A 19,304-nucleotide genomic window follows, 5' to 3' on the forward strand; every position below is an offset into this window, starting at 1 on the left:
CAGCGATACACTTAAGAAAACTCTGATTAATTCGATGAACGAAATGAAGCACGAGGCGCACGGAACGCAGCAACCTAGACATATCAACAAGATAGGCGAGGGAACGAGTACCGCGCAACGAAGTGATTCGTTCGTGCCGTCAATTAATCAGAGTTTTCTATAATTCCGTATATTTTTTAGCGCTACCTTTCGATTTCTCCACCGGATATTTGCGCGCGTTTTTCTCCATTTTTTCCAGCACAATTTGCTTCACGTCGAGGTCGTATTTGTCGGCGAGCAGCAAAGCGAAGGTAATCACATCGGCCAGCTCTTCCTTCACGCTATCGACATCCGCCTGCTCCGGCGCTTTCCATAAAAAAACCTCGAGCAACTCGGCCGCTTCGATATTCAGCGCCACCGCCAAATCTTTGGCATTATGAAACTGCGCCCAATCGCGCTCATCGCGGAATTGAAGAAGCGCTCGGGTAATTTCTTTAATATCACTCACATGCAAAAATCCTGTCTAGATAACAAGTCGCGAGAGCATTGTTCGATCGATGACTCTGGTTTCCACATTCTTTAAAAAACTTGGCGATTAGTTCAGAAATTCTGCATATCTCAGTGCGGAATTAGCTGACAGTATTGATTTTTCATGCTGGTTAACATGTATGCGGCAACCACATCATCCAGTGTATTAAAAAAAACATCCTTTCCAAACAATTCCAGCATCTTGCGACGCCTATCGTCATCGGAGTCATCTAGTATTTGAGCAACAACCAAACGAATTCCTTTCTTCTCCAGTAAATCAGAAAGAGATTTCAGAGTTTTTGTCGCTGTATAATCGATGTCGGAAATTGCAGAAGCGTCGATGCAAAACCAGCGCAGCGGTGGATTCTGAACCTGTATAAGGGCTTCTATTTCTCTCGAAAGTTGCGATGCGTTTGCATAATAAATACTATGCGTGAAACGGTAAATCATCAACCCTGGAACCGCTTGAATTTTACTGGTTACCGGGTGAGTGATCCAGCGGCCGTCTTCGGTATATTCCAATACTATATTTTTGGGCCGGTAGCCGTGCCTAGTGTGTTCGATAAGCGACAATGCCATCGCCAGCAGGATACCTTGTTCAATTCCGACAAATATGACCATCAGCATGGTAATCATTGCTATCCAGAACTCTGATGGCTTTTCTTGAAGGATGTCCATCATTTTACGGAATTTGATCAATTCAACGCCGGTCAAAAAAACAATCACCGCCAGCACGGATTCAGGCATATAAGCTAATGGCCCGGTTAAAAAAAGCAAAACCAATATGACAATGCCGGCTGCTGTTAGATGCGTTAGCTGAGTACGGCCACCCGCGCTATCCACAATCTGGGTTTTCGTGGGGCTACCGGCCACTACAAATGTTCCGGATAAACCGGCACCAATATTCGCGAGTGCCAGACCATTCAAATCAGCATTCTGATCAAACGGTTGATTGTAACGCGCAGCATAAACGCGTGAAGTCGCGGCGCTTTGGGCAAGGATGACAAGAAACATAGAAAAAGCAATGGGCAGGAGCTTATGAACAAGATCCCAGCTCCAATTAACTTGTGGCAGTAAAAAATGGGGCAGAGCATCGGGAATCGAACCGACAAGAGGCATCAATGCGCTAAAGTTGAAGATCCAGCTTGCGGTTATTGCACCAATGATTGCAATCAGGGCACCGGGAATGTGTTTCGAGATTTTCTTTGCAACTAAAATTGCCAGGAGTACTATAAGCGCAACACTCAGCGCACTGTAATTGATCTCATCAATCTGCTGTATATCGAACCAGATTTTCTGCAGCGTTCCATGGCCTCCCCCTTTGAGACCCAGCATGCTTGAAATCTGCCCCAAGGTTACTTGAATACCCACACCAGTCAAAAAACCAATAAGTACCGAGCGTGACAAAAAATCGGCCAAGAAGGCTAAACCGATAATTCGCGCCAGAATAATGAAAGCTGCAACCATAAGAGCAAGAATTCCGGCAAGCGCCAGATATTCATCCGTTCCGGTGCTTGCCATGCCAATGAGACCCGCGGCAAGAATAGCCGCCGTTGCCGAGTCTGCACCCACTACAAGAAGACGGGACCCACCCGCTAATGCAAATAACAATGCTGGCAGAAGCATGGTGTAAAGCCCGGTGATAACCGGGGTTCCGGCAATCTTCGTATACCCTATATTCACAGGTATCGCCAAAGCAGCAAGTGTGAATCCGGCAATAACTTCAGATGGAATCTGGGAAGCTTTGATTGGCAGTAGACCCTGGCCAAATTTAAAGAAAGATGATTTTGAAATTTTTCTTTTCACAAATGTTATGAAACTATGGCAAACCTATCTATGAAGAGCCTCGCTACAGGTAACAAGATTTGGTATTTTAATACAACGGTTCAATATAGTTTCGTAATCAATGATTAGCTGTCGTTTCTTTGCCTAAGTATCAAATAGAAAAAACAAATCTTACCGGCTAATCGGCTTATACCGTATCCGTTTCGGTTTCGCGCCTTCTTCGCCCAGGCGTTTTTTCTTGTCGGCTTCGTATTCCTGGTAGTTGCCGTTGAAGAACGTCCATTGCGAGTCGCCTTCGGCAGCGAGGATGTGCGTGGCGATACGATCCAAGAACCAGCGGTCGTGAGAGATGACCAGCACGCAACCGGCGAATTCGAGCAGGGCGTCTTCCAATGCCCGTAGCGTTTCGACGTCAAGGTCGTTGGACGGTTCGTCGAGCAGCAGCACGTTGCCGCCGGCGATCAAGGTTTGCGCCAGGTGCAAGCGCCCGCGTTCACCGCCGGAGAGCTGGCCGATGATTTTTTGCTGGTCGCTGCCTTTGAAGTTGAAACGGCCCAGATACGCCCGCGCCGGGGTGGTATATTTACCGACGACGAGGTTGTCGTTGCCGCCGGAAATGGCGTCGAACACGGTTTTATCGTTTTCCAGCGTGTCGCGCGCCTGGTCGACATGCGCGATTTTGACCGTCGGACCGATTTTCACTTCGCCGGAATCGGGTTGTTCCTTGCCGGTGATCAGTTTGAACAAGGTCGATTTACCCGCGCCGTTCGGGCCGATGATCCCGACAATCGCGCCTGGTGGGATCTTGAAGTTCAGGTTGTCGATCAGCAGCCGGTCGCCGTAGGATTTCGATACGCCGTCAAACTCAATGACTTCATTGCCGAGGCGGTCGCCGACCGGGATGAAAATTTCCTGCGTTTCGTTGCGCTTTTGGTATTCCATCGAATTGAGTTCTTCAAAGCGGGCGATACGCGCCTTGGATTTCGCCTGACGGCCTTTGGGATTTTGCCGCACCCATTCCAATTCCTGCTTCATCGCTTTCATATGCGCATCGATCTGCTTGTTTTCCTGCTCCAGCCGCGCTTCTTTTTGTTCCAGCCAGCTGGAGTAATTGCCTTTCCACGGAATGCCGTGGCCGCGATCAAGCTCGAGAATCCATTCGGCGGCGTTGTCGAGAAAGTAGCGGTCATGCGTGACCGCGACGACGGTGCCGGGAAAGCGCACCAGAAATTGTTCGAGCCATTCGACCGATTCGGCATCCAGGTGGTTGGTCGGTTCGTCAAGCAGCAACATATCCGGTTTCTCCAGCAGCAGCTTGCACAACGCCACGCGACGCTTCTCCCCGCCGGACAGATTTTTAACCACCGCGTCCCACGGCGGCAAACGCAACGCGTCGGCGGCGATTTCCATTTGATGGCTGGTATCGCTGCCCGCGGTGGCGATGATCGCTTCCAGCCGCGCTTGTTCTTCCGCCAAGGCGTCGAAATCCGCGCCTTCTTCGGCATACGCGGCGTACACTTCGTCGAGTTTTTTTTGTGCTTGCATCACTTCGCCCATGCCTTCCTCGACTTCCTCGCGCACGGTGTGCTCGGGATTCAGTTGCGGTTCCTGCGGCAGATAACCGACGCGGATGTTCGGCAAGCGCTGCACCTCACCGTCAAATTCCTTGTCGACACCGGCCATGATGCGCAGCACGGTGGATTTGCCGGAACCGTTCAAGCCGAGCAGGCCGATCTTGGCGCCGGGAAAGAAGCTGAGCGATATGTCTTTGATAATCTGACGTTTCGGTGGAACCATTTTGCTCACGCGGAGCATCGACATTACGTATTGAGCCATGAGAGTGATCTTTGTTGATTGATTGAAAATAGAAAGGAATTAAGGAAACAGCGAAAGTGTAGCGCACGTGACCGTGCAATGAAAGCCGCGATCAACCCGCTTGCGAATCGTGACCGGCGCGGCGGATCGACACGAATTTATTGCTTTCATCAAACATCAGCTCAAACGTACCGTACACGCCATGACTTTGCACCACCTGCCGCAACACATTGGCCGGAAAATAGATAACCCGGCCATCAATGGTTTCAGCCGCTACGGTACCGATCGTGCCGCTGTAATAAAGCTCAAGTTGATACGCCGGGATTTTCAGTATGACATGGACGCGTTGATGCATGTATGTACATACGAATCAGGGACGTTGAAGATAGATGCAACCCATCGGAAAAAGGGTTTCAAAAATGGATCGCAATTCCGAGCGGATTTTTTGCTCACTGTCGCCGCATTTCATTTTTACTTTGCGAATGATGCTGCTAATCGGCGTTTTTCCATCCATATAGCGGAAACAGGCTTTGTTGACTTTGTTGCCGCTTAACTGAAAAACCGTTTTTTCGTTGTTGATCGTGAATGTGATGCTAAGGGTTTCTCCGGGTTTGATCGCTTCATGGATGGCCATATTTTGATTCGCAAGCTCGTGCTCAAGCATGATCGCATTGTCTTCATCGTCCAAAGTAGCCGTACAAGCCGCTTGCCGGGAAAGATAACATTGATGCTTGATATGATTGGAAAACAGTTTCTCCGCAATGGATTGTTGTTGTTGCAAGCTTTTCCCATGCCATGCCAGCCGGATATTTTCATCAGCGACCAAATGCGCCGGATCGTAATATCGCTTGCTGCTGCCAAGAAACGTCACCAGCTTTAGATCCGCCGCCGCCGCGAGTTCATAGATTTCATTGACGTTATAACAGCGATCAACGCTATGCAGCAATAAATCATACAAACCCGAATCGCCATAGCCGCTGGCGGTAATCTCGTTCGCCCACTTATCCAAGTCTTTGATAAAAGCATGATGCACGGGCAATGATCCGATAATCCGGCGCGCCATGTTTACTTTTTCTTGAATGCTCAAGTGCTGGGGGATCAATTCTCGAAACAGCGTCTGCATTAAATAAACGGCGTGTCTGCCATATTCGGCATATACCATCAGATACATCGCACCATCGTCCTTGAGCGCGCTGGCAAGCGCCCGGGCGCCTTCCACGGGATCGCTCAAATGATGCAAAACCCCCGAACAATTGATGTAATCAAACTTTCCAATGCCTAATTCCGGGATGGATAATAAGGATTCGGTCAGCCAAGTAATATTGTTCAGTCCGCGAACTGCGGAGCGTTGCTCGGCGATACTGCGTGATGCTTTGGACATATCCAGGTAAACAATTTCCGCCGAAGTCCCGCGCAGTTGTTCCGCCAGATAAATAACACTGTCTCCGGTACCGCCGCCCGCGACCAAGCAACGGAAATCCCGGTCGAAATTTCTTTGTCCTTTGAAACAGCAATGATTCAATTCACTCAGCGAATCACCCACGGTGCGCAACAAACGGCTTTTTTCGTCGTCAGGATTTCTGGGAGGATACGGTAAAGCTTCATATTGCTGCTTAACCGCGGAAATTATCTTTGATTCGTCCATTGCTTGTCCCCGCATGAAAGGAGTGATAGGCGCCCTGTTATAAAGAAAATGCAGTGCATCCGCAATAAACTACCACATCAAAAATTTTCACCATCCTGCAAATAACGCCACTTTCCCTCCGGTAAATCGCGCAATCCAATCTTGCCGATACGCACGCGCTTCAAGCCGGTTACTTTAAGACCCACCAGTTCGCACATGCGGCGAATTTGGCGTTTCTTGCCCTCACGTAGAATAAAACGCAACTGATCACGGTTTTGCCAGCTCACTTGCGCCGGTTTCAATGCCTGGCCGTCGAGACTCAAGCCGTGATTCAGCAATGCCAGCTTGGCAGGCGGTAAGCTGCCTTCGACGCGTACCAGGTATTCTTTTTCGATCCCGGAATGCTCGCCGATCAATTGCTTGGCGATGCGGCCGTCCTGCGTGAACACCAGCAAACCTTGCGAATCGATATCGAGCCGTCCGGCAGGTGCCAGATTTTTCAAGTGCGCAGGTTGGAATCGCTTGGCCGGTTTGGCCGGTTGCGCCAATTGCTTTGGAGTAAACAGATTTTCCGGCTTGATCAGAACCACGGCGGGTTGATAGCCCGGTTCCGGCTGCCCGGATACATAGCCGACCGGCTTGTTGAGCAGGATCGTGATTAACCCGGTTTGCTGCGCTTGCGCCGCTTTATTCAACGTGATTTTTTGTGTCGGAAAAATTTTGGTGCCGAGTTCGGAAATCCGTTCACCGTCGACAAATACCCAACCGAGCTCAATAAAGCGATCGGCCTCACGCCGCGAGCAGATGCCTTGTTCCGACATCAGTTTGGATAAGCGGATTTTTTCCATGAAGCGCTATAATATCGAGGAATATAAAAGGTGATTGGAAGAGCTGCACCATCTATTATAAAGCCATCCAAGCACCATTTTTTACAACCTTAGCGAGATATTCTATGGAAACGATTGAGGCAATTTTGGAAAAGGCGCAACAACGCGCGAAAGAGCTGGGGCTTCCCTACAAAGGCGCGTTGCTGCCGATAGAGGCGTATCGGATATTACAAGAACAGATGCAAGCACAATTGGTCGATGTGCGTTCGTACGCCGAGCTGGATTGGGTTGGCCGCATTCCCGGCGCAATCGAAATCGAACTGCGTTCGTACCCCGGTATGCAGCCCAATCCGCATTTTTTCGATCAACTAACCAGCCAAGTCGATAAATCACTGCCGGTTTTATTTATCTGCCGCAGTGGCGCGCGCTCAAATCAGGCGGCTGCAATGGCGACCGATATGGATTTTGCCGAATGCTATAACATTCTCGAAGGATTTGAAGGCGATAAGGACGAACACGGTCATCGCGGCAAGGAATCCGGCTGGAAAGCGGCGGGACTGCCATGGGTGCAAAGTTGAAGAAACCGGCAACTGGATGCCGATACGATGCGTATGTCCGCCGGACATATATTCTGACGGATATCGCATGAACAGGCATCGCCGCTGCCGCCGCAACAAATCGCTTGTGCAGACAATTAATCCGTGTTTCCCTCGGGATTTAAAATATAATATCCTCGTACGCTTACAAAACCGAATTCATTATTAAGCGCTTAATGTCTATGAAAACCATTCTTGTTTTTCTAATACTGATCATCGCTACCCCCGTTTTGGCCGACGCGGAAAAAACCGCCAAACAAGGACAGTTGCGTCAGTTGGAAACGGAATTAAACCGGGTGCAACAAGAATCACAGTCAATTTATCAGCAATTTTTGATGATCCAGGAATTACGCCGTAATGATGTTTCCGAGCCATCCATGAATGTGCCGCTGCCCAGCACGCCCGGACAAAGCATTCCGATACCTAATTACGATGATTTGTTTCAGCGTCAACAGGAAAGGAAAGCGCGCATTGATCATTATTCCGCCGATTTAGACCGGCTTTATGCACGTTATCAAGAATTGGAAAATGAAAAGCAGCAAATTTTGGAACAGATAGATTCTCTGAATCGAGAACCGGAAGAATAATTCTTTATCAGGTGACTACTTCCATATCGACGGATTATTTACCTTCAAAATTCTTATACCAAAGATCATAAATCTCGTCAGACCAAAGGGATTTGATCCAAACAATCACATCGTCGACTTGCTGTTCCGTCAATTTGCCTTCCCATGCGGGCATTGAACCAATCTCCGGGGGCGTTCCTTTAAGAATCGTCTTTTTCAACACGTCCGTCGAATGATGCCAAGCATGCGCTGAACTATCCAGCGGCGGCGGTGGATATTTGCCGTCCGGGCCCGGTTTACGCCACTCCGGCGTCGCCGCACCATTAGGGCCATGGCAGCCGATACAATTGGCGTTGTAAACACTTTCGCCACGCTGGATTTGCGCCGGATCAAAATTTCTTTCGACCTGTGCGGTATTGCTATCGCTTAATTGCTTCCAAGGAAACGATACAGGCGGTGCTGTATCGCCGCAACCCATCAATAGCGCGGCAGTAACCCCGCTCAACAAACTATTGCGCATGCTCGTCTAAAACCAATGTTACTTTAAGCGCATGATGGAACCGCTTTTCCCAGCTTCCGGCGTTGCAGCCGGCTCCGATTGCATTACTTTCTTGGCATACGGATCGTAGCGGTTGTAGATGGTTGCATCCTTACGAGTTTGATCGCGCTCGGTAATCAACAGCACATTATAGGGATCACTGCGCGAGCCTTCCATTCCAGGAGATCCGTGCGGCATATCGGGTACTGCCAATCCGACTGCTTTTGGTTTTTCCTTTAGCAGACGGATAATATCCGGCGCCGGCACATGGCCTTCAATCGCATAGCCATTTACCAAAGCCGTGTGGCATGAGCCGACCGATTCGGAAAGCCCGGATTTTTTTCTAATTTCCTTATTACCGACATCATGCGTTTTAACCGTAAAACCATGATCCCGCATATGATCCACCCATTTCGCACAACAACCGCACGTCGGGCTTTTATACACCTCAACAGTCGTTGTAGCAGCAGCTTGCGATGCAATGCTTAACAGTCCTACCGTCATCAACGATCCAACTAACAAGGTACCGATTTGTTTGTTCATTTCTTCTCCACAATAATTTTTCCACGCATCTTTTTAAAATGACCGGGCAACGGGCAAGCAAAATCAACAGTGCCTGCAGTCGAAAATTGCCAAACCAATTCTTTTTGCTCACCGGGTTCCAATTGCAGCAAATAGGCTTCCGTGTGCTCCTTATCCGGATACATCCGTCGCATATTCGCAGCTTTCTTAAGTTCCGCCATTGAGCTTATCAACATTTCATGTTTGTGATTTCCGCCATTCTTAACCACAAACCGTACCGTCTCGCCCTCCGTTACAGTCACTTCAGCCGGCAGAAACATGTTATCCACTTGCGTCAGTTTAATAATACGCGATACTTTATCAGCATCGCCTGGCTTGCCGAAATCATGTTCCAATTGGGAATGGCTTGCAGCCGAGAAGCCATTGGTTGAAAACAAGACCAAAATTACCAATGGTATAATTCTGTTCATCAAACTCTCCTGAAAAATAACCCTCGGTCCAACGATCAAACCCGATTAGAATCCGGCTATGCTAAATTGTTCCAAACCGTTTGTCGAATATCCGCAGCGCTCCTGTTATCGGTTTGAGCAATCTTTTTTGAAACTTTTTCTATAGATTTATCGTACAGCATGCAAAAAAAACAGCAATATAATGCCAACAAACTACAAAAGCGCTTAAGAAGATTAGTGGGGTCGGCAATCGCGGATTTCAATATGATCGAAGCCGGTGACCGGATCATGGTCTGCCTGTCCGGCGGCAAGGACAGCTATGCGCTGCTGGATATCTTACGCAATCTGCAAGCACATGCGCCGCTGGAATTCGAATTAATTGCTGTCAATCTCGATCAGAAACAGCCCGGATTTCCCGAGCAAGTACTACCGGAATACCTGACCCGCACCGGCATGCCGTTCCGCATCGTAGAACAAGACACCTACAGTGTTGTAAAACGCGTCATCGCCGAAGGTAAAACGACCTGCAGTCTATGCTCCCGGCTACGCCGCGGCGTGCTATACCGGGTTGCCGGCGAGCTGGGCGCCACCAAAATCGCGTTGGGCCATCATCGCGACGACATCCTGGAAACACTGTTCTTAAACATGTTTTATGGCGGAAAACTCAAAGCGATGCCGCCCAAACTGGTGAGTGACGACGGCAAACATATCGTGATCCGGCCGTTAGCCTATTGCAAGGAAAAAGATTTGGCGTCATACGCGGCAGTTGCGGATTTTCCGATTATCCCGTGTAACCTGTGCGGATCGCAGCCTAATTTGCAGCGCCAGGTTATTAAAGAAATGATGCAGCAATGGGACAAAAAATTTCCGGGCCGGCTGGAAACCATGTTCCGTTCCCTGCAAAACGTGCAACTATCGCATTTGGCCGATACCGCCCGCTATGATTTTGCAAATCTCAAAGTACAGGACCGTCCATTTGAAAACGGCGATATCGCCTTCGATGACGAAACGTTCGAACCCAATATCGAGGAACTGTTGCAACCCGATACCGAAGAAAATTCAGAAATTAACAACCACAGATCTTTGCACGGTTACTACACGGCACAATAATTGCGTTAAAAATCTGCCTTATTCTCGTACCGTTCATGACACCGTACAAAGGTCTCGATCAATACTTGGTATCGGAAGAGTGATGGTTATTACAGTATCCTGGCGGCAGCCGTCTTCCCTGTCATTCCGTATAACAACCTTTATGTCTGCAACCAATAGAAAGACCGGGCGGGAATCATTAGACTCTCATTCATTATTGGCAACGATTCGCCACTACATAAATTTTTGATTGAATCGTACTGAAAAAAACCCATCCGCTGCAAAGGCGACAAATTCAAGAATTGCGACTCATCATCAAAGTTTCCAATGACTAAAACTCTGGAGCTGCTATTGATTTGATCAAATCGTGAAAATACAAAAAGATGAGGATTATCTACATTCAATAACTCCCGATTGTTTCTATCCGCAAAAGCCGGTATTTCCTTACGGATAGAAATCATTTTCTTTACCGCATTGAAGATGCTGTACTCGACTGTTCCTGGCTGCGTTCTTAGCATCGCGTTTTCCCAATTCATTTTCGGGCGGTGTATCCAGCGACTATCATCGTTTTTTGATTCATCGTTCAGATAGGAATCATCGTTTAGCGTTCCAATAGCATCTCCGTAGTAAAGCATCGGAATACCGCCGAAAGAAAGAATCATTCCGTGCAACAGGAGAATAATTTTGATGGCTGTATTAATGGCATCGGGGTCGTTATTTTTCAGTGCGCGCTGGAGCCCGGCAAGTGAAGCCAGGGATCCGGAGATACGCGCATCACCGGTCTCTGAATTTCTCCCGAAAGCAAGCCCGGTCGCAAATGATCCTTCGTAATTTCCGGTAAAATAATCCACTAAAAAGCGCCGATGCGACTGCGGCTCATACCCTGCAGTAACAATGTCGTCATCGCTGAAACCCCAGCCGATATCATCATGACAGCGCACGTAGTTGAGCCAAGTTGCCCGCTCAAGTTTTGAAGGAATATTTTGTATCCCTTTGTTAAGCAACACCGCTTTTTTTGTCGCCACGGCATCCCACAACAGCGCCATAAACGTCGCGTTATAGGCAATCTCGCATTCTTTAGCATTAATGGCATCTTCACCGAAGTACTTGATTATCTCGGTAGGCGCAACGATGGCTTCCGCGATGAACAACACACCGGGAGCGGTAACTTGGCAACAATCCTTCATCAGCTGCAAAATCAGATGCGCTTCGCGCTCATTCTGGCAAGAACTGCCCATTTTCTTCCACATAAACGCCACGGCATCAAGCCGCAGAATATCCGCGCCTCGATTGGCCCAGAATAGAATGATGTTCAACATCTCTATAAAAACCGCCGGGTTCCGGTAGTTTAAATCCCATTGATAGCGATTAAACACCGTCATCACCCATTTGCCCATCGCCTCATCCCAGGTGAAGTTGCCGGGTGCCGTTTCCGGAAATACTTCCGGCATGGATTCTTCATAAATATCCGGAATCGACCGGTCATTGAAGGTGAAATAATAGTCCTGATACGCCTTATCGCCCTCGCGTGCTTTCTTAGCCCATTCGTGCTGGTCGGAAGTATGATTGACGACCACATCCAGGGTGAGCAGCATGTCCCGTTTTTTCAGGCTAGCGACTAATTTGTCAAAATCCTCGAAAGTACCGAAACGGCTATCAATCTTGCAAAAATCTCTTACGGCATAGCCGCCATCACTTTTGCCTTCGGGGCAATCGCAGATGGGCATGATATGCACTAGATTAACACCCAATTCCTGCAGATAATTCAATCGAGACAGCATATCCTTCAGGTTGTCGGCGTATCCGTTGCAGTACAGCGCCATACCGACCCATTTCTGACTTAAAAACCAGTTGTGATCTTTTTCCCGTTCCAGATCAATTTTCTTAAGATGACTGGGCCTGCTGATATATTGGCGCATTAGCGCTTCTACGAGATGCAGCATGTGTTGCTTAAAATCCGGGTGATCGCCATAAAGCGTATTAAATAGCGAATAAATGGCATAGAAATTTGCCCCCAGCCGGGTATAGAAAAATTGCAGATTCTGCGGCTTCGTTTTTTTCTTTACCTCAACCAGGATGTCATTGAGCAAAGAATGTGAGATCTGTTCATACATAAATATACCTACAATTAACCGTTATGCTCAGTCCGCCAGTTATAATGCTCCAGCCCTTCCAGAATACCGTTGGCTTGATGAGCCTGAGCGAAATAGATTTGTTCCAAGTCGCGCAGCGACTCGAGCTCTGGACTGTAGTTACCAACCACGATCCCCAGCGTATCCCCGAGCAACATTTCCTTGTCATTGCCGGAATCACCCACCACCAGAAAATTCTCCAGTGCCAGTCCCCATTTGCACGCCAGATAGCGGATGGCATGTCCCTTGGAGGCGCGTATCGGCAATACGTCTAAAAATTTTTCATGCGAATAGATAAGTCGCGCATGCAAGCGATGCTCCCGCAGCAATCGATATAAATCCTGCAGGGGTGGCATTTCCTTTGATATCACGTTATAACTGAGCTTGAATTTGCGTTGATTCTCAGCAACTTGGAGCGTCAATCCAGGCTGACCGGACAAAACTTGTTCCAATGCATCACGCCGCCATAGATGGGCAATGCGGTTAGCCCATCCGATATCCGGTTGCAGCCTGGGGCCATAATTGATTTCGCTCCCAACCGAGGTGATTAGTACATTCGGAATCGGAACCCGTGCATTCTTGAGAACTTTCACCGCACTTTCCAGAGAACGCCCGGTAGCGACACCGAAAACGATGGATCCCGCATGTTTTTTTAACCAGCTGATCAGTTGTTGCAGTCCTGCTCTGTTTCCAAGCAAGGTGTTGTCTATATCGCTGATCAAGGCTCTTCGCGCCAGCGGCATGGGCGATTTGCCGTCTTGCATTGTGAATGAAATCTGGCGCCGCATGCGCTTGCGATCACGATGCAGCAGCCGGCGTATTTCCTTCATATATTTGCTTACGTGCGCATCCCAACTATAGTGACGACGCGCCCCTATGACGCCATTCTTCGACCACGTCCGCCATTGCTGCTTGTTCGATAATACGTTGGATAATGCTGCAGCAATCGCGACCGGATCCAACGGATTCACCAACAAACCATTGCAGCAATTCGCCAAAATATCCCGCGGCCCGCCATCTTCGGTAGCGACAAATGGCAAACCGCTCGCGGCGGTTTCAATCAAGGTCAAGCCAAATGGTTCCGTTAGCGCCGGATTGACAAATACGCCGCGGCGGCGCGCAGCCAGGCGGTATAGCTCCGGCACATCCTCGGCGGAATGATGTTTAGGGATGGCCACGCGTCCCCATAAATCGTAACGATCAATATCCAGTAACAGCTCCCTTAGCACTTTCTGCGAAGCTTCATCCAGCTCACGAATGTCATCACGGTTGCCGGAAACGATAACCAGATTAGCCATTTTCTGTAGCTCGGGATTACCTCCATAAGCTTCGATCAGACCTTTCAGATTCTTATGAATGGAAGGGCGGCAAATTGTGAGTATGATCGGTTTGGTCGGATCCGATAAAAATTTATCCACCATTTGCATTACGTTAGGATTAATTTTTCTGCGTCCCGGCGGCGAGAAACGCGTAATGTCGGTCCCTGGAGGAATTACGACAAAGCGGCTGCTTTCACGATTATGGTACATGCCATACTGTTCGGTAACCTCTTGCCGCGTGCTGGTAACCACCATATTAACGCTTACCAGCAACTCCTCTTCCACCGCGATGCGGCGCTCGAAATTGAACTGGCGTTCAATCGCGTGCTTTTTCCGGCCACTTGCCAGCAAACGCGCTTGCTTTGGACGTCCCAGCGAGTGCCCCGTGTGCACTTGCGGTATACCAAGGAGCAGTGATAGTTGTTGTCCTACATACCCTGCATCGGCGTAATGCGTATGTATCAGATCCGGCAATCGTCCCTGTTGGCGCAAAAAATGTAAGCTGCGATCCACCAGCTGGTCGAGATGAGGCCACAGCAATTCCTTGCGTATGTAATGCGACGGACCGAAAGGCAAGCGCAGAATACGCGCGCCGTCACCCATTTCTTCAATGGGCTGGGAATAATCCGGGGATACCGCGGGATCATCAACCAATCGTGTCAACAAATCAACTTGCCCGACATCGCAATGGCGTGCCAACGCGCGTACCAGTTCCACCACATAGGTCGTTTGTCCGCCGGTATCCGCATCCCGCCCCAATTCCATGTTATCCCCTCTGATCAAACCGTGCGGACTGATCATTAAAATGTACAATGGGTTTTCGTTGTTGCCCGAGTCCATCGTCATATATTCCAATCCTTTATGAACGGTTCATAAAAATCCGGAGAATCTGGAATTGCTCCTCTTATTTCGCACAGAGCGGCCGCAAAGGCATTGGCACGCGACAAAATCAGCGTCACCGGCCAACCGCGCAATAAACCCAGAATATAAACAGACGCAAAGCCGTCGCCTGCACCAACCGTATCCACCAGTGGTTGTGAAGATGCGGATCCCTTAACACTTTCTATTTTGCCTTCGTTGTCGAGTTGCCAAGCGCCCTGTTCACCACAGGTGACCAAAACGCTATCCAAACCGAAACACTTAATCAGCGCGTCAGCATTTTGTGCTGGATTTTTACCGGATAACCGGAATAAAGATGCCAGCATATCCAGCTCTTCCCAATTTAGTTTTAACAGGTTTGCGCGCCTCAGAGAACGCTCGATGGTAGGCGCATCATACCAAGGCTCACGTAAATTGATATCCAGCAAGCGCGGCGCATTGCTGCTGCGGATAAGCGCACCCAAGGCTTGAGCGGATTTTGTGCTGCGTTGGGCCAGCGTACCAAAATATATCAGCTGCGGACGCATGGCCAAAGTGATCATATGCGTTATGCCGGCATGGATGTAGTCATACGCCTGCTCCGGCAGAATGTCAAAACGGTGCTTACCTTCTTCCATGTGCACCATCACTTGGCCCGTTGGATGAGAGGCATCAAGCTGTATACCGCAATCATCCATGCCGGCATCCTTAATCACCGCCAGTAATTCACGGCGAAGCTCGTCGTTTCCAATGCGCGATATCAGTACTGGATGCAATCCAAATGCTTGCAGGTGGCGTGCGACATTAAATGGCGCGCCTCCAAACACTTTTCGATCCTCGAATATATCTGCCAGTACCTCACCGAACAATAAAATTGTTTCTGCTTGAATAGATGTCATAAATACGATTAATCCAGTCAGATTAAGTTTTAACTATCGAATTGACAATTAATACTTGGTTTCAGAAGACTAATTATTATTATTGCGTCTCGGCGGAATCCATTTGAAAGTCATTACCACCAAAGCGGCAAAAGCGATATAAATCGCTGTCAACACCACTTCGGACACTTGATAAAAAATGATGCGATGTAACCAATGCTGAATGAAACCGACATCCGGCTCCATTTGGCGCAGATTGTTTTCCCAAACAGTTAGCGGACAAGCAACGCCAAGCAACGATTCGGCCACAACAAATAAAATAGCGGCAAGATGCAGGTAGCGGAACCATGGATTTGCGGCAAATCCAAATTTCAGCCAGGCACCAATCCAGATAACTGGCAAACTGCCAACGACAAACAACACATACAAAAAATGAACGATCAGAACAAAATCGGCAGTCACTTCATTTGTCCGTTTTAAATGATGACGATCATCCGGCCGCCGATGCCGGTCACGTCAGTTTCACGTTAAGCAAAATAAAGAAATTCTCCCGGTATTCGTACTTACGCAAACTGTAATTTATCCAGCGTTCAATAATCACCGGTTCCATAAGTCCGCATGTCGTTTTTAATCAGCTTGATACCCTCCACCTTGCGGGCAATTGCAATTACTTTATCCATATCATCCCTGGAATTGACATGACCACTCAGTTCGACGATGCCTTTGATGGTTCTGACATTGATATCGAACGGTCTTAAGGATGGTTCGTCGATAATCGCCTCATGCACTTTGGTGGTAATGACGATATCGTCGAATTGTTCGCGGCTGCCCTCATATTTTTGAGCCGATGTGCAGCCAAGGGAAAAAAGCACTTGGAACAACAAGAATAAAACGATGAAACAATTATTAGCCGTACGCTGTGTCATGATAAGGTTCTCCCAAACGATTACCGGAAAAAACCCCCCATCACATTGCGATTAACCCCTTGCTCTCCTACCTTCAGTACCTTATACAATAAAAATCAAAAGCTTTTGAATCCTTAGGTAAGTATTTGCAAACATCAGAATGCGCGAGGTATTGCAAGGATAGAGCGGCTCGCATGTATGGCTAACGTTCGATGCATTTCATTCCTGACAAACATATTACATGATTCATTCCGGCAGAGACAATGGTTACCATTATGAAATCCGCTTCCTATTCGAACATTTATCAGATCTGCGCCGATTGTCCGGTTGCCGACTGTTCTTTCAATAGCGGCGCGATCAGTTTTTCCAATTTTTTCAAGCTGACACGCCCTAAATAGGTTTCGACAATCTCGCCGGAGCGGTTCAGAACCACCGTATAGGGCAGAGCAGACATACGGTTTCCGGTGGCCTCGAGCAATGACCAGGTATTAAAACTCCCGATCAGAACCGGATAATTGATCCCGAATTCCTGGCTGAACATTTTCACTTTGTCAGCTTGATCAATGGCAATTCCGACAAAAATCAAGCCATCATCGCCGTATTTCTTTTGCGCTTCGATAAATTCCGGGATTTCCTCCCGACATGGGGTACACCAAGTCGCCCAGAAATTTACCACCATGACTTTACCAAGCCACTGCGAAACCGCCTGATCTTTTCCTTGCAAATCAGGCAAGCTGGTTTCAAGAATCGCTTTTGCACCTTGCTGGCTTTCTTCGCTGGTCAACTCCGTTTGATACACATCCGACAACAATGCACGAAAAAATGAGCCTGCGCCCAAAGCAACCACGGCAACACAAAAATACAAAAAAATCTGCTTAAATTTTGACATCGTCACATCCTAAAATTATTTTACTGTCTGAACAGCAGCTTGCGGTTTATAGAGCGTGCACTCAAATCAGAACCGCATTCAATACTGTCAAGAAATCGTTATTGTTGAGGAATCCAATGACTTTGATGTCCGGCACATCCCGTCCCTGACGGTCAATAAAAAGAATACCCGGCGGCCCAAACAACTTAAATCGCTTAAGCAGCGCCATATCATCCGGCGTGCCGTCGGTTACATCAACCTCCAGTAACACCACATCTTTCAAGCGGGCTTGGACTTTGGTATCGGAAAAAGTGAAGCGATCCATTTCCTTGCAGGAAACACACCAATCAGCATGAAACCGCACCATAACATATTTATTTTTGGAACGCTCAATCTGCTCATCAAGCTCCGCGAGGCTTTTTACCCGTTGAAACGGTAATGACGGATAAGCCGCCGCTGTCATTTCCGCAGTATTTCCGCCGCTACCGGCTATACCGATTTTGGAAAGCGGCTGCAAAACATCGCGGCTGCCTGATAACACGCCGATCAGCATTGCAACACCGATCAGCAATGCGATCACGCCGATGCCTTTAAGAAATTTCTGCAACCCTGTCGCTCTCTCCGGTAACGGATCGATTGCATGTAAATAGATCGCCGAAATGATCAACAACGCCGCCCAAAGCGACATATACACGACATCGTTGATAACCGGCGAGACAATCCAGAGCGCGACCGCCAATAGCAGCACGCCGAAAAAGCGCTTGATGGATTCCATCCACGACCCGGCCTTGGGCAGCAATGCACCGGCCGATGTACCGAGCAGCAGCAACGGCACACCCATACCGAGTGCCATGACAAACAACGCCGAACCTCCCAGCATGACATCGCGGGTTTGACTAATGTAAAGCAACGCGCCTGCAAGCGGGGCCGCAACGCAAGGCCCAACGATCAAAGCGGATAACGCGCCCATACCGAACACACTGGTCAAATGCCCGCCTTTCAGATGCCCGGCTTCCTCGGACAATTTGGTTTGCAATGCACCCGGCAATTGCAATTCATAAAAACCGAACATCGAAAACGACAGCAACACAAAAATCACCGCAAACGTACCCAAGACCCAAGCGTTCTGCAATGCAGCGGATAACATTGCGCCTGACAATCCGGCTGCCACACCGGCGATGGCATAGGTAATCGCCATACCGAGCACATAAGCCAGCGCCAGAATAAAGCCGTGCCGCTTGGTCATATGTTTGCCGCGATTGGCAATAATCCCCGACAATATCGGAAACATTGGAAACACGCACGGTGTAAACGACAACAGCAAACCAATGCCGAAAAACCCGGTCAGGATCAGCCAGTAATCGCCACTTTCAAACATCCGCTCGATTTTGTAGGACTCGGTTTCGATGGCGGGCACGCGGGATGGCATTTGAAATAATTCCGCAGTGGCGTCGGCAGCAACCGCCGGATTGCTGACCGCATCGGCAACGGCACCGATAGCCGCGGCGACTGCCGGCAGCGTCAATTCGATAACTTTATGAATCGGTGCGTAACACACGCCGACCGGTTCGTTGCAACCCTGATAACCAGCTTCCAGCGTCAGCGGCTGCTCGCTGGCGGAATCGGTGCGCTTCAACGAAATGATCGCTTGTATCGGGTTGAAATAAACTTCCATTTGCCCAAAGGTCATGTCATCTTTCATTTGACCCGGCGGCAACGTCACTTTTTCGATGGTTAAGCCTTCCTGTTTCGGCTCGAAAGTAATCTTGTCGCGATATAGATAATAATCCTTCGCCGGTGTCAGATGGGCAATCAACGTTTGGCCGTCGCGCACTTCCACGGATATTTTGAACGCTTCGTCCGGCGGCAGCAGTTCTTGCGGATTGTTCTGCCCGAGGTTGATGCCCAACCCCTGTAATTTCTGGAATATGCTGAAAGAGCTGCCTTCCTGCGCAAACGCTTGCGGACAGGATATTAAAAATAACAACAACAAAAATTGAATTAATCGCATCGGTATTCTGTAATA

19 protein-coding genes are annotated in these 19,304 nt (G+C 48.7%); 3 read left to right on the plus strand and 16 right to left on the minus strand.

What is annotated here, in order from left to right:
* Positions 1-157 precede the first annotated feature (157 nt).
* From KF839_RS00100 to KF839_RS00125, 6 genes are all read right to left on the minus strand, one after another.
* Positions 158-487 (minus strand): nucleotide pyrophosphohydrolase, encoded by a 330-nt coding sequence (locus KF839_RS00100; protein WP_292915774.1) that lies wholly within the window; start codon positions 485-487, stop codon positions 158-160.
* A 110-nt stretch (positions 488-597) separates the two neighbouring features.
* Positions 598-2,313, minus strand: a complete 1,716-nt coding sequence (locus tag KF839_RS00105) for a SulP family inorganic anion transporter (RefSeq protein WP_292915775.1) — start codon at positions 2,311-2,313, stop codon at positions 598-600.
* Between the two features lie 150 nt (positions 2,314-2,463).
* Positions 2,464-4,128: an energy-dependent translational throttle protein EttA gene (gene ettA / locus KF839_RS00110; protein ID WP_292915776.1), complete on the minus strand. Its 1,665-nt coding sequence runs from the start codon at positions 4,126-4,128 to the stop codon at positions 2,464-2,466.
* 91 nt (positions 4,129-4,219) lie between these two features.
* Positions 4,220-4,462, minus strand: coding sequence for a DUF2835 family protein (locus KF839_RS00115; protein ID WP_292915777.1), 243 nt, complete (start codon positions 4,460-4,462; stop codon positions 4,220-4,222).
* A 15-nt stretch (positions 4,463-4,477) separates the two neighbouring features.
* Positions 4,478-5,752 (minus strand): class I SAM-dependent methyltransferase, encoded by a 1,275-nt coding sequence (locus tag KF839_RS00120; RefSeq protein WP_292915778.1) that lies wholly within the window; start codon positions 5,750-5,752, stop codon positions 4,478-4,480.
* 77 nt (positions 5,753-5,829) lie between these two features.
* The gene (locus tag KF839_RS00125; protein WP_292915779.1) at positions 5,830-6,579 is read right to left on the minus strand and encodes a pseudouridine synthase; all 750 of its coding nucleotides are present in this window, start codon (positions 6,577-6,579) and stop codon (positions 5,830-5,832) included.
* A gap of 104 nt (positions 6,580-6,683) precedes the next feature.
* Here KF839_RS00125 and KF839_RS00130 point away from each other — a divergent pair, with 104 nt between their 5' ends.
* Both KF839_RS00130 and KF839_RS00135 read left to right on the plus strand, forming a co-directional pair.
* A complete protein-coding gene (locus KF839_RS00130) occupies positions 6,684-7,136 on the plus strand; it encodes a rhodanese-like domain-containing protein (protein ID WP_292915780.1) in 453 nt (150 codons plus the stop codon).
* A 200-nt stretch (positions 7,137-7,336) separates the two neighbouring features.
* Complete coding sequence (locus KF839_RS00135; RefSeq protein WP_292915781.1) at positions 7,337-7,741, plus strand: hypothetical protein; 405 nt, start codon at positions 7,337-7,339, stop codon at positions 7,739-7,741.
* A 34-nt stretch (positions 7,742-7,775) separates the two neighbouring features.
* Here the strand turns inward: KF839_RS00135 and KF839_RS00140 are convergent, their stop codons facing one another.
* The 3 genes from KF839_RS00140 to KF839_RS00150 are packed head-to-tail and all read right to left on the minus strand — an operon-like array spanning position 7,776 to position 9,250.
* Entirely contained in the window at positions 7,776-8,240 is a 465-nt protein-coding gene (locus KF839_RS00140; protein WP_292915782.1) for a c-type cytochrome, read from the minus strand.
* 18 nt (positions 8,241-8,258) lie between these two features.
* Complete coding sequence (locus KF839_RS00145) at positions 8,259-8,801, minus strand: DUF411 domain-containing protein (RefSeq protein ID WP_292915783.1); 543 nt, start codon at positions 8,799-8,801, stop codon at positions 8,259-8,261.
* A complete protein-coding gene (locus KF839_RS00150; RefSeq protein ID WP_292915784.1) occupies positions 8,798-9,250 on the minus strand; it encodes a cupredoxin domain-containing protein in 453 nt (150 codons plus the stop codon). Before KF839_RS00150 ends, KF839_RS00145 begins: the two co-directional genes overlap by 4 nt.
* A 159-nt stretch (positions 9,251-9,409) precedes the next feature.
* Here KF839_RS00150 and ttcA point away from each other — a divergent pair, with 159 nt between their 5' ends.
* The gene (gene ttcA, locus KF839_RS00155) at positions 9,410-10,339 is read left to right on the plus strand and encodes a tRNA 2-thiocytidine(32) synthetase TtcA (protein ID WP_292915785.1); all 930 of its coding nucleotides are present in this window, start codon (positions 9,410-9,412) and stop codon (positions 10,337-10,339) included.
* Positions 10,340-10,479: 140 nt separating this feature from the next.
* Here the strand turns inward: ttcA and KF839_RS00160 are convergent, their stop codons facing one another.
* The 7 genes from KF839_RS00160 to dsbD all read right to left on the minus strand — a co-directional run bounded on the left by KF839_RS00160 (position 10,480) and on the right by dsbD (position 19,289).
* Positions 10,480-12,432, minus strand: coding sequence for an amylosucrase (locus tag KF839_RS00160; RefSeq protein WP_292915786.1), 1,953 nt, complete (start codon positions 12,430-12,432; stop codon positions 10,480-10,482).
* 14 nt (positions 12,433-12,446) lie between these two features.
* Positions 12,447-14,615 (minus strand): HAD-IIB family hydrolase, encoded by a 2,169-nt coding sequence (locus KF839_RS00165; protein ID WP_292915787.1) that lies wholly within the window; start codon positions 14,613-14,615, stop codon positions 12,447-12,449.
* Entirely contained in the window at positions 14,612-15,526 is a 915-nt protein-coding gene (locus KF839_RS00170) for a carbohydrate kinase family protein (RefSeq protein WP_292915788.1), read from the minus strand. The genes KF839_RS00165 and KF839_RS00170 overlap by 4 nt, the downstream gene beginning before the upstream one ends.
* Before the next feature lie 69 nt (positions 15,527-15,595).
* A complete protein-coding gene (locus KF839_RS00175; RefSeq protein WP_292915789.1) occupies positions 15,596-15,967 on the minus strand; it encodes a DUF2784 domain-containing protein in 372 nt (123 codons plus the stop codon).
* Positions 15,968-16,095: 128 nt separating this feature from the next.
* A complete protein-coding gene (locus KF839_RS00180) occupies positions 16,096-16,431 on the minus strand; it encodes a BON domain-containing protein (RefSeq protein ID WP_292915790.1) in 336 nt (111 codons plus the stop codon).
* Between the two features lie 283 nt (positions 16,432-16,714).
* On the minus strand, positions 16,715-17,299 hold the full coding sequence (locus KF839_RS00185; protein WP_292915791.1) for a TlpA family protein disulfide reductase: 585 nt from the start codon (positions 17,297-17,299) through the stop codon (positions 16,715-16,717).
* A gap of 61 nt (positions 17,300-17,360) precedes the next feature.
* Positions 17,361-19,289 carry a protein-disulfide reductase DsbD gene (gene dsbD, locus KF839_RS00190; RefSeq protein WP_292915792.1) on the minus strand — a complete coding sequence of 643 codons (1,929 nt, stop codon included), beginning with the start codon at positions 19,287-19,289 and terminating at the stop codon, positions 17,361-17,363.
* Between the last annotated feature and the right edge of the window lie 15 nt (positions 19,290-19,304).

The organism is Nitrosomonas sp. (genome assembly GCF_019635155.1).
Taxonomy (GTDB): Bacteria; Pseudomonadota; Gammaproteobacteria; order Burkholderiales; family Nitrosomonadaceae; genus Nitrosomonas.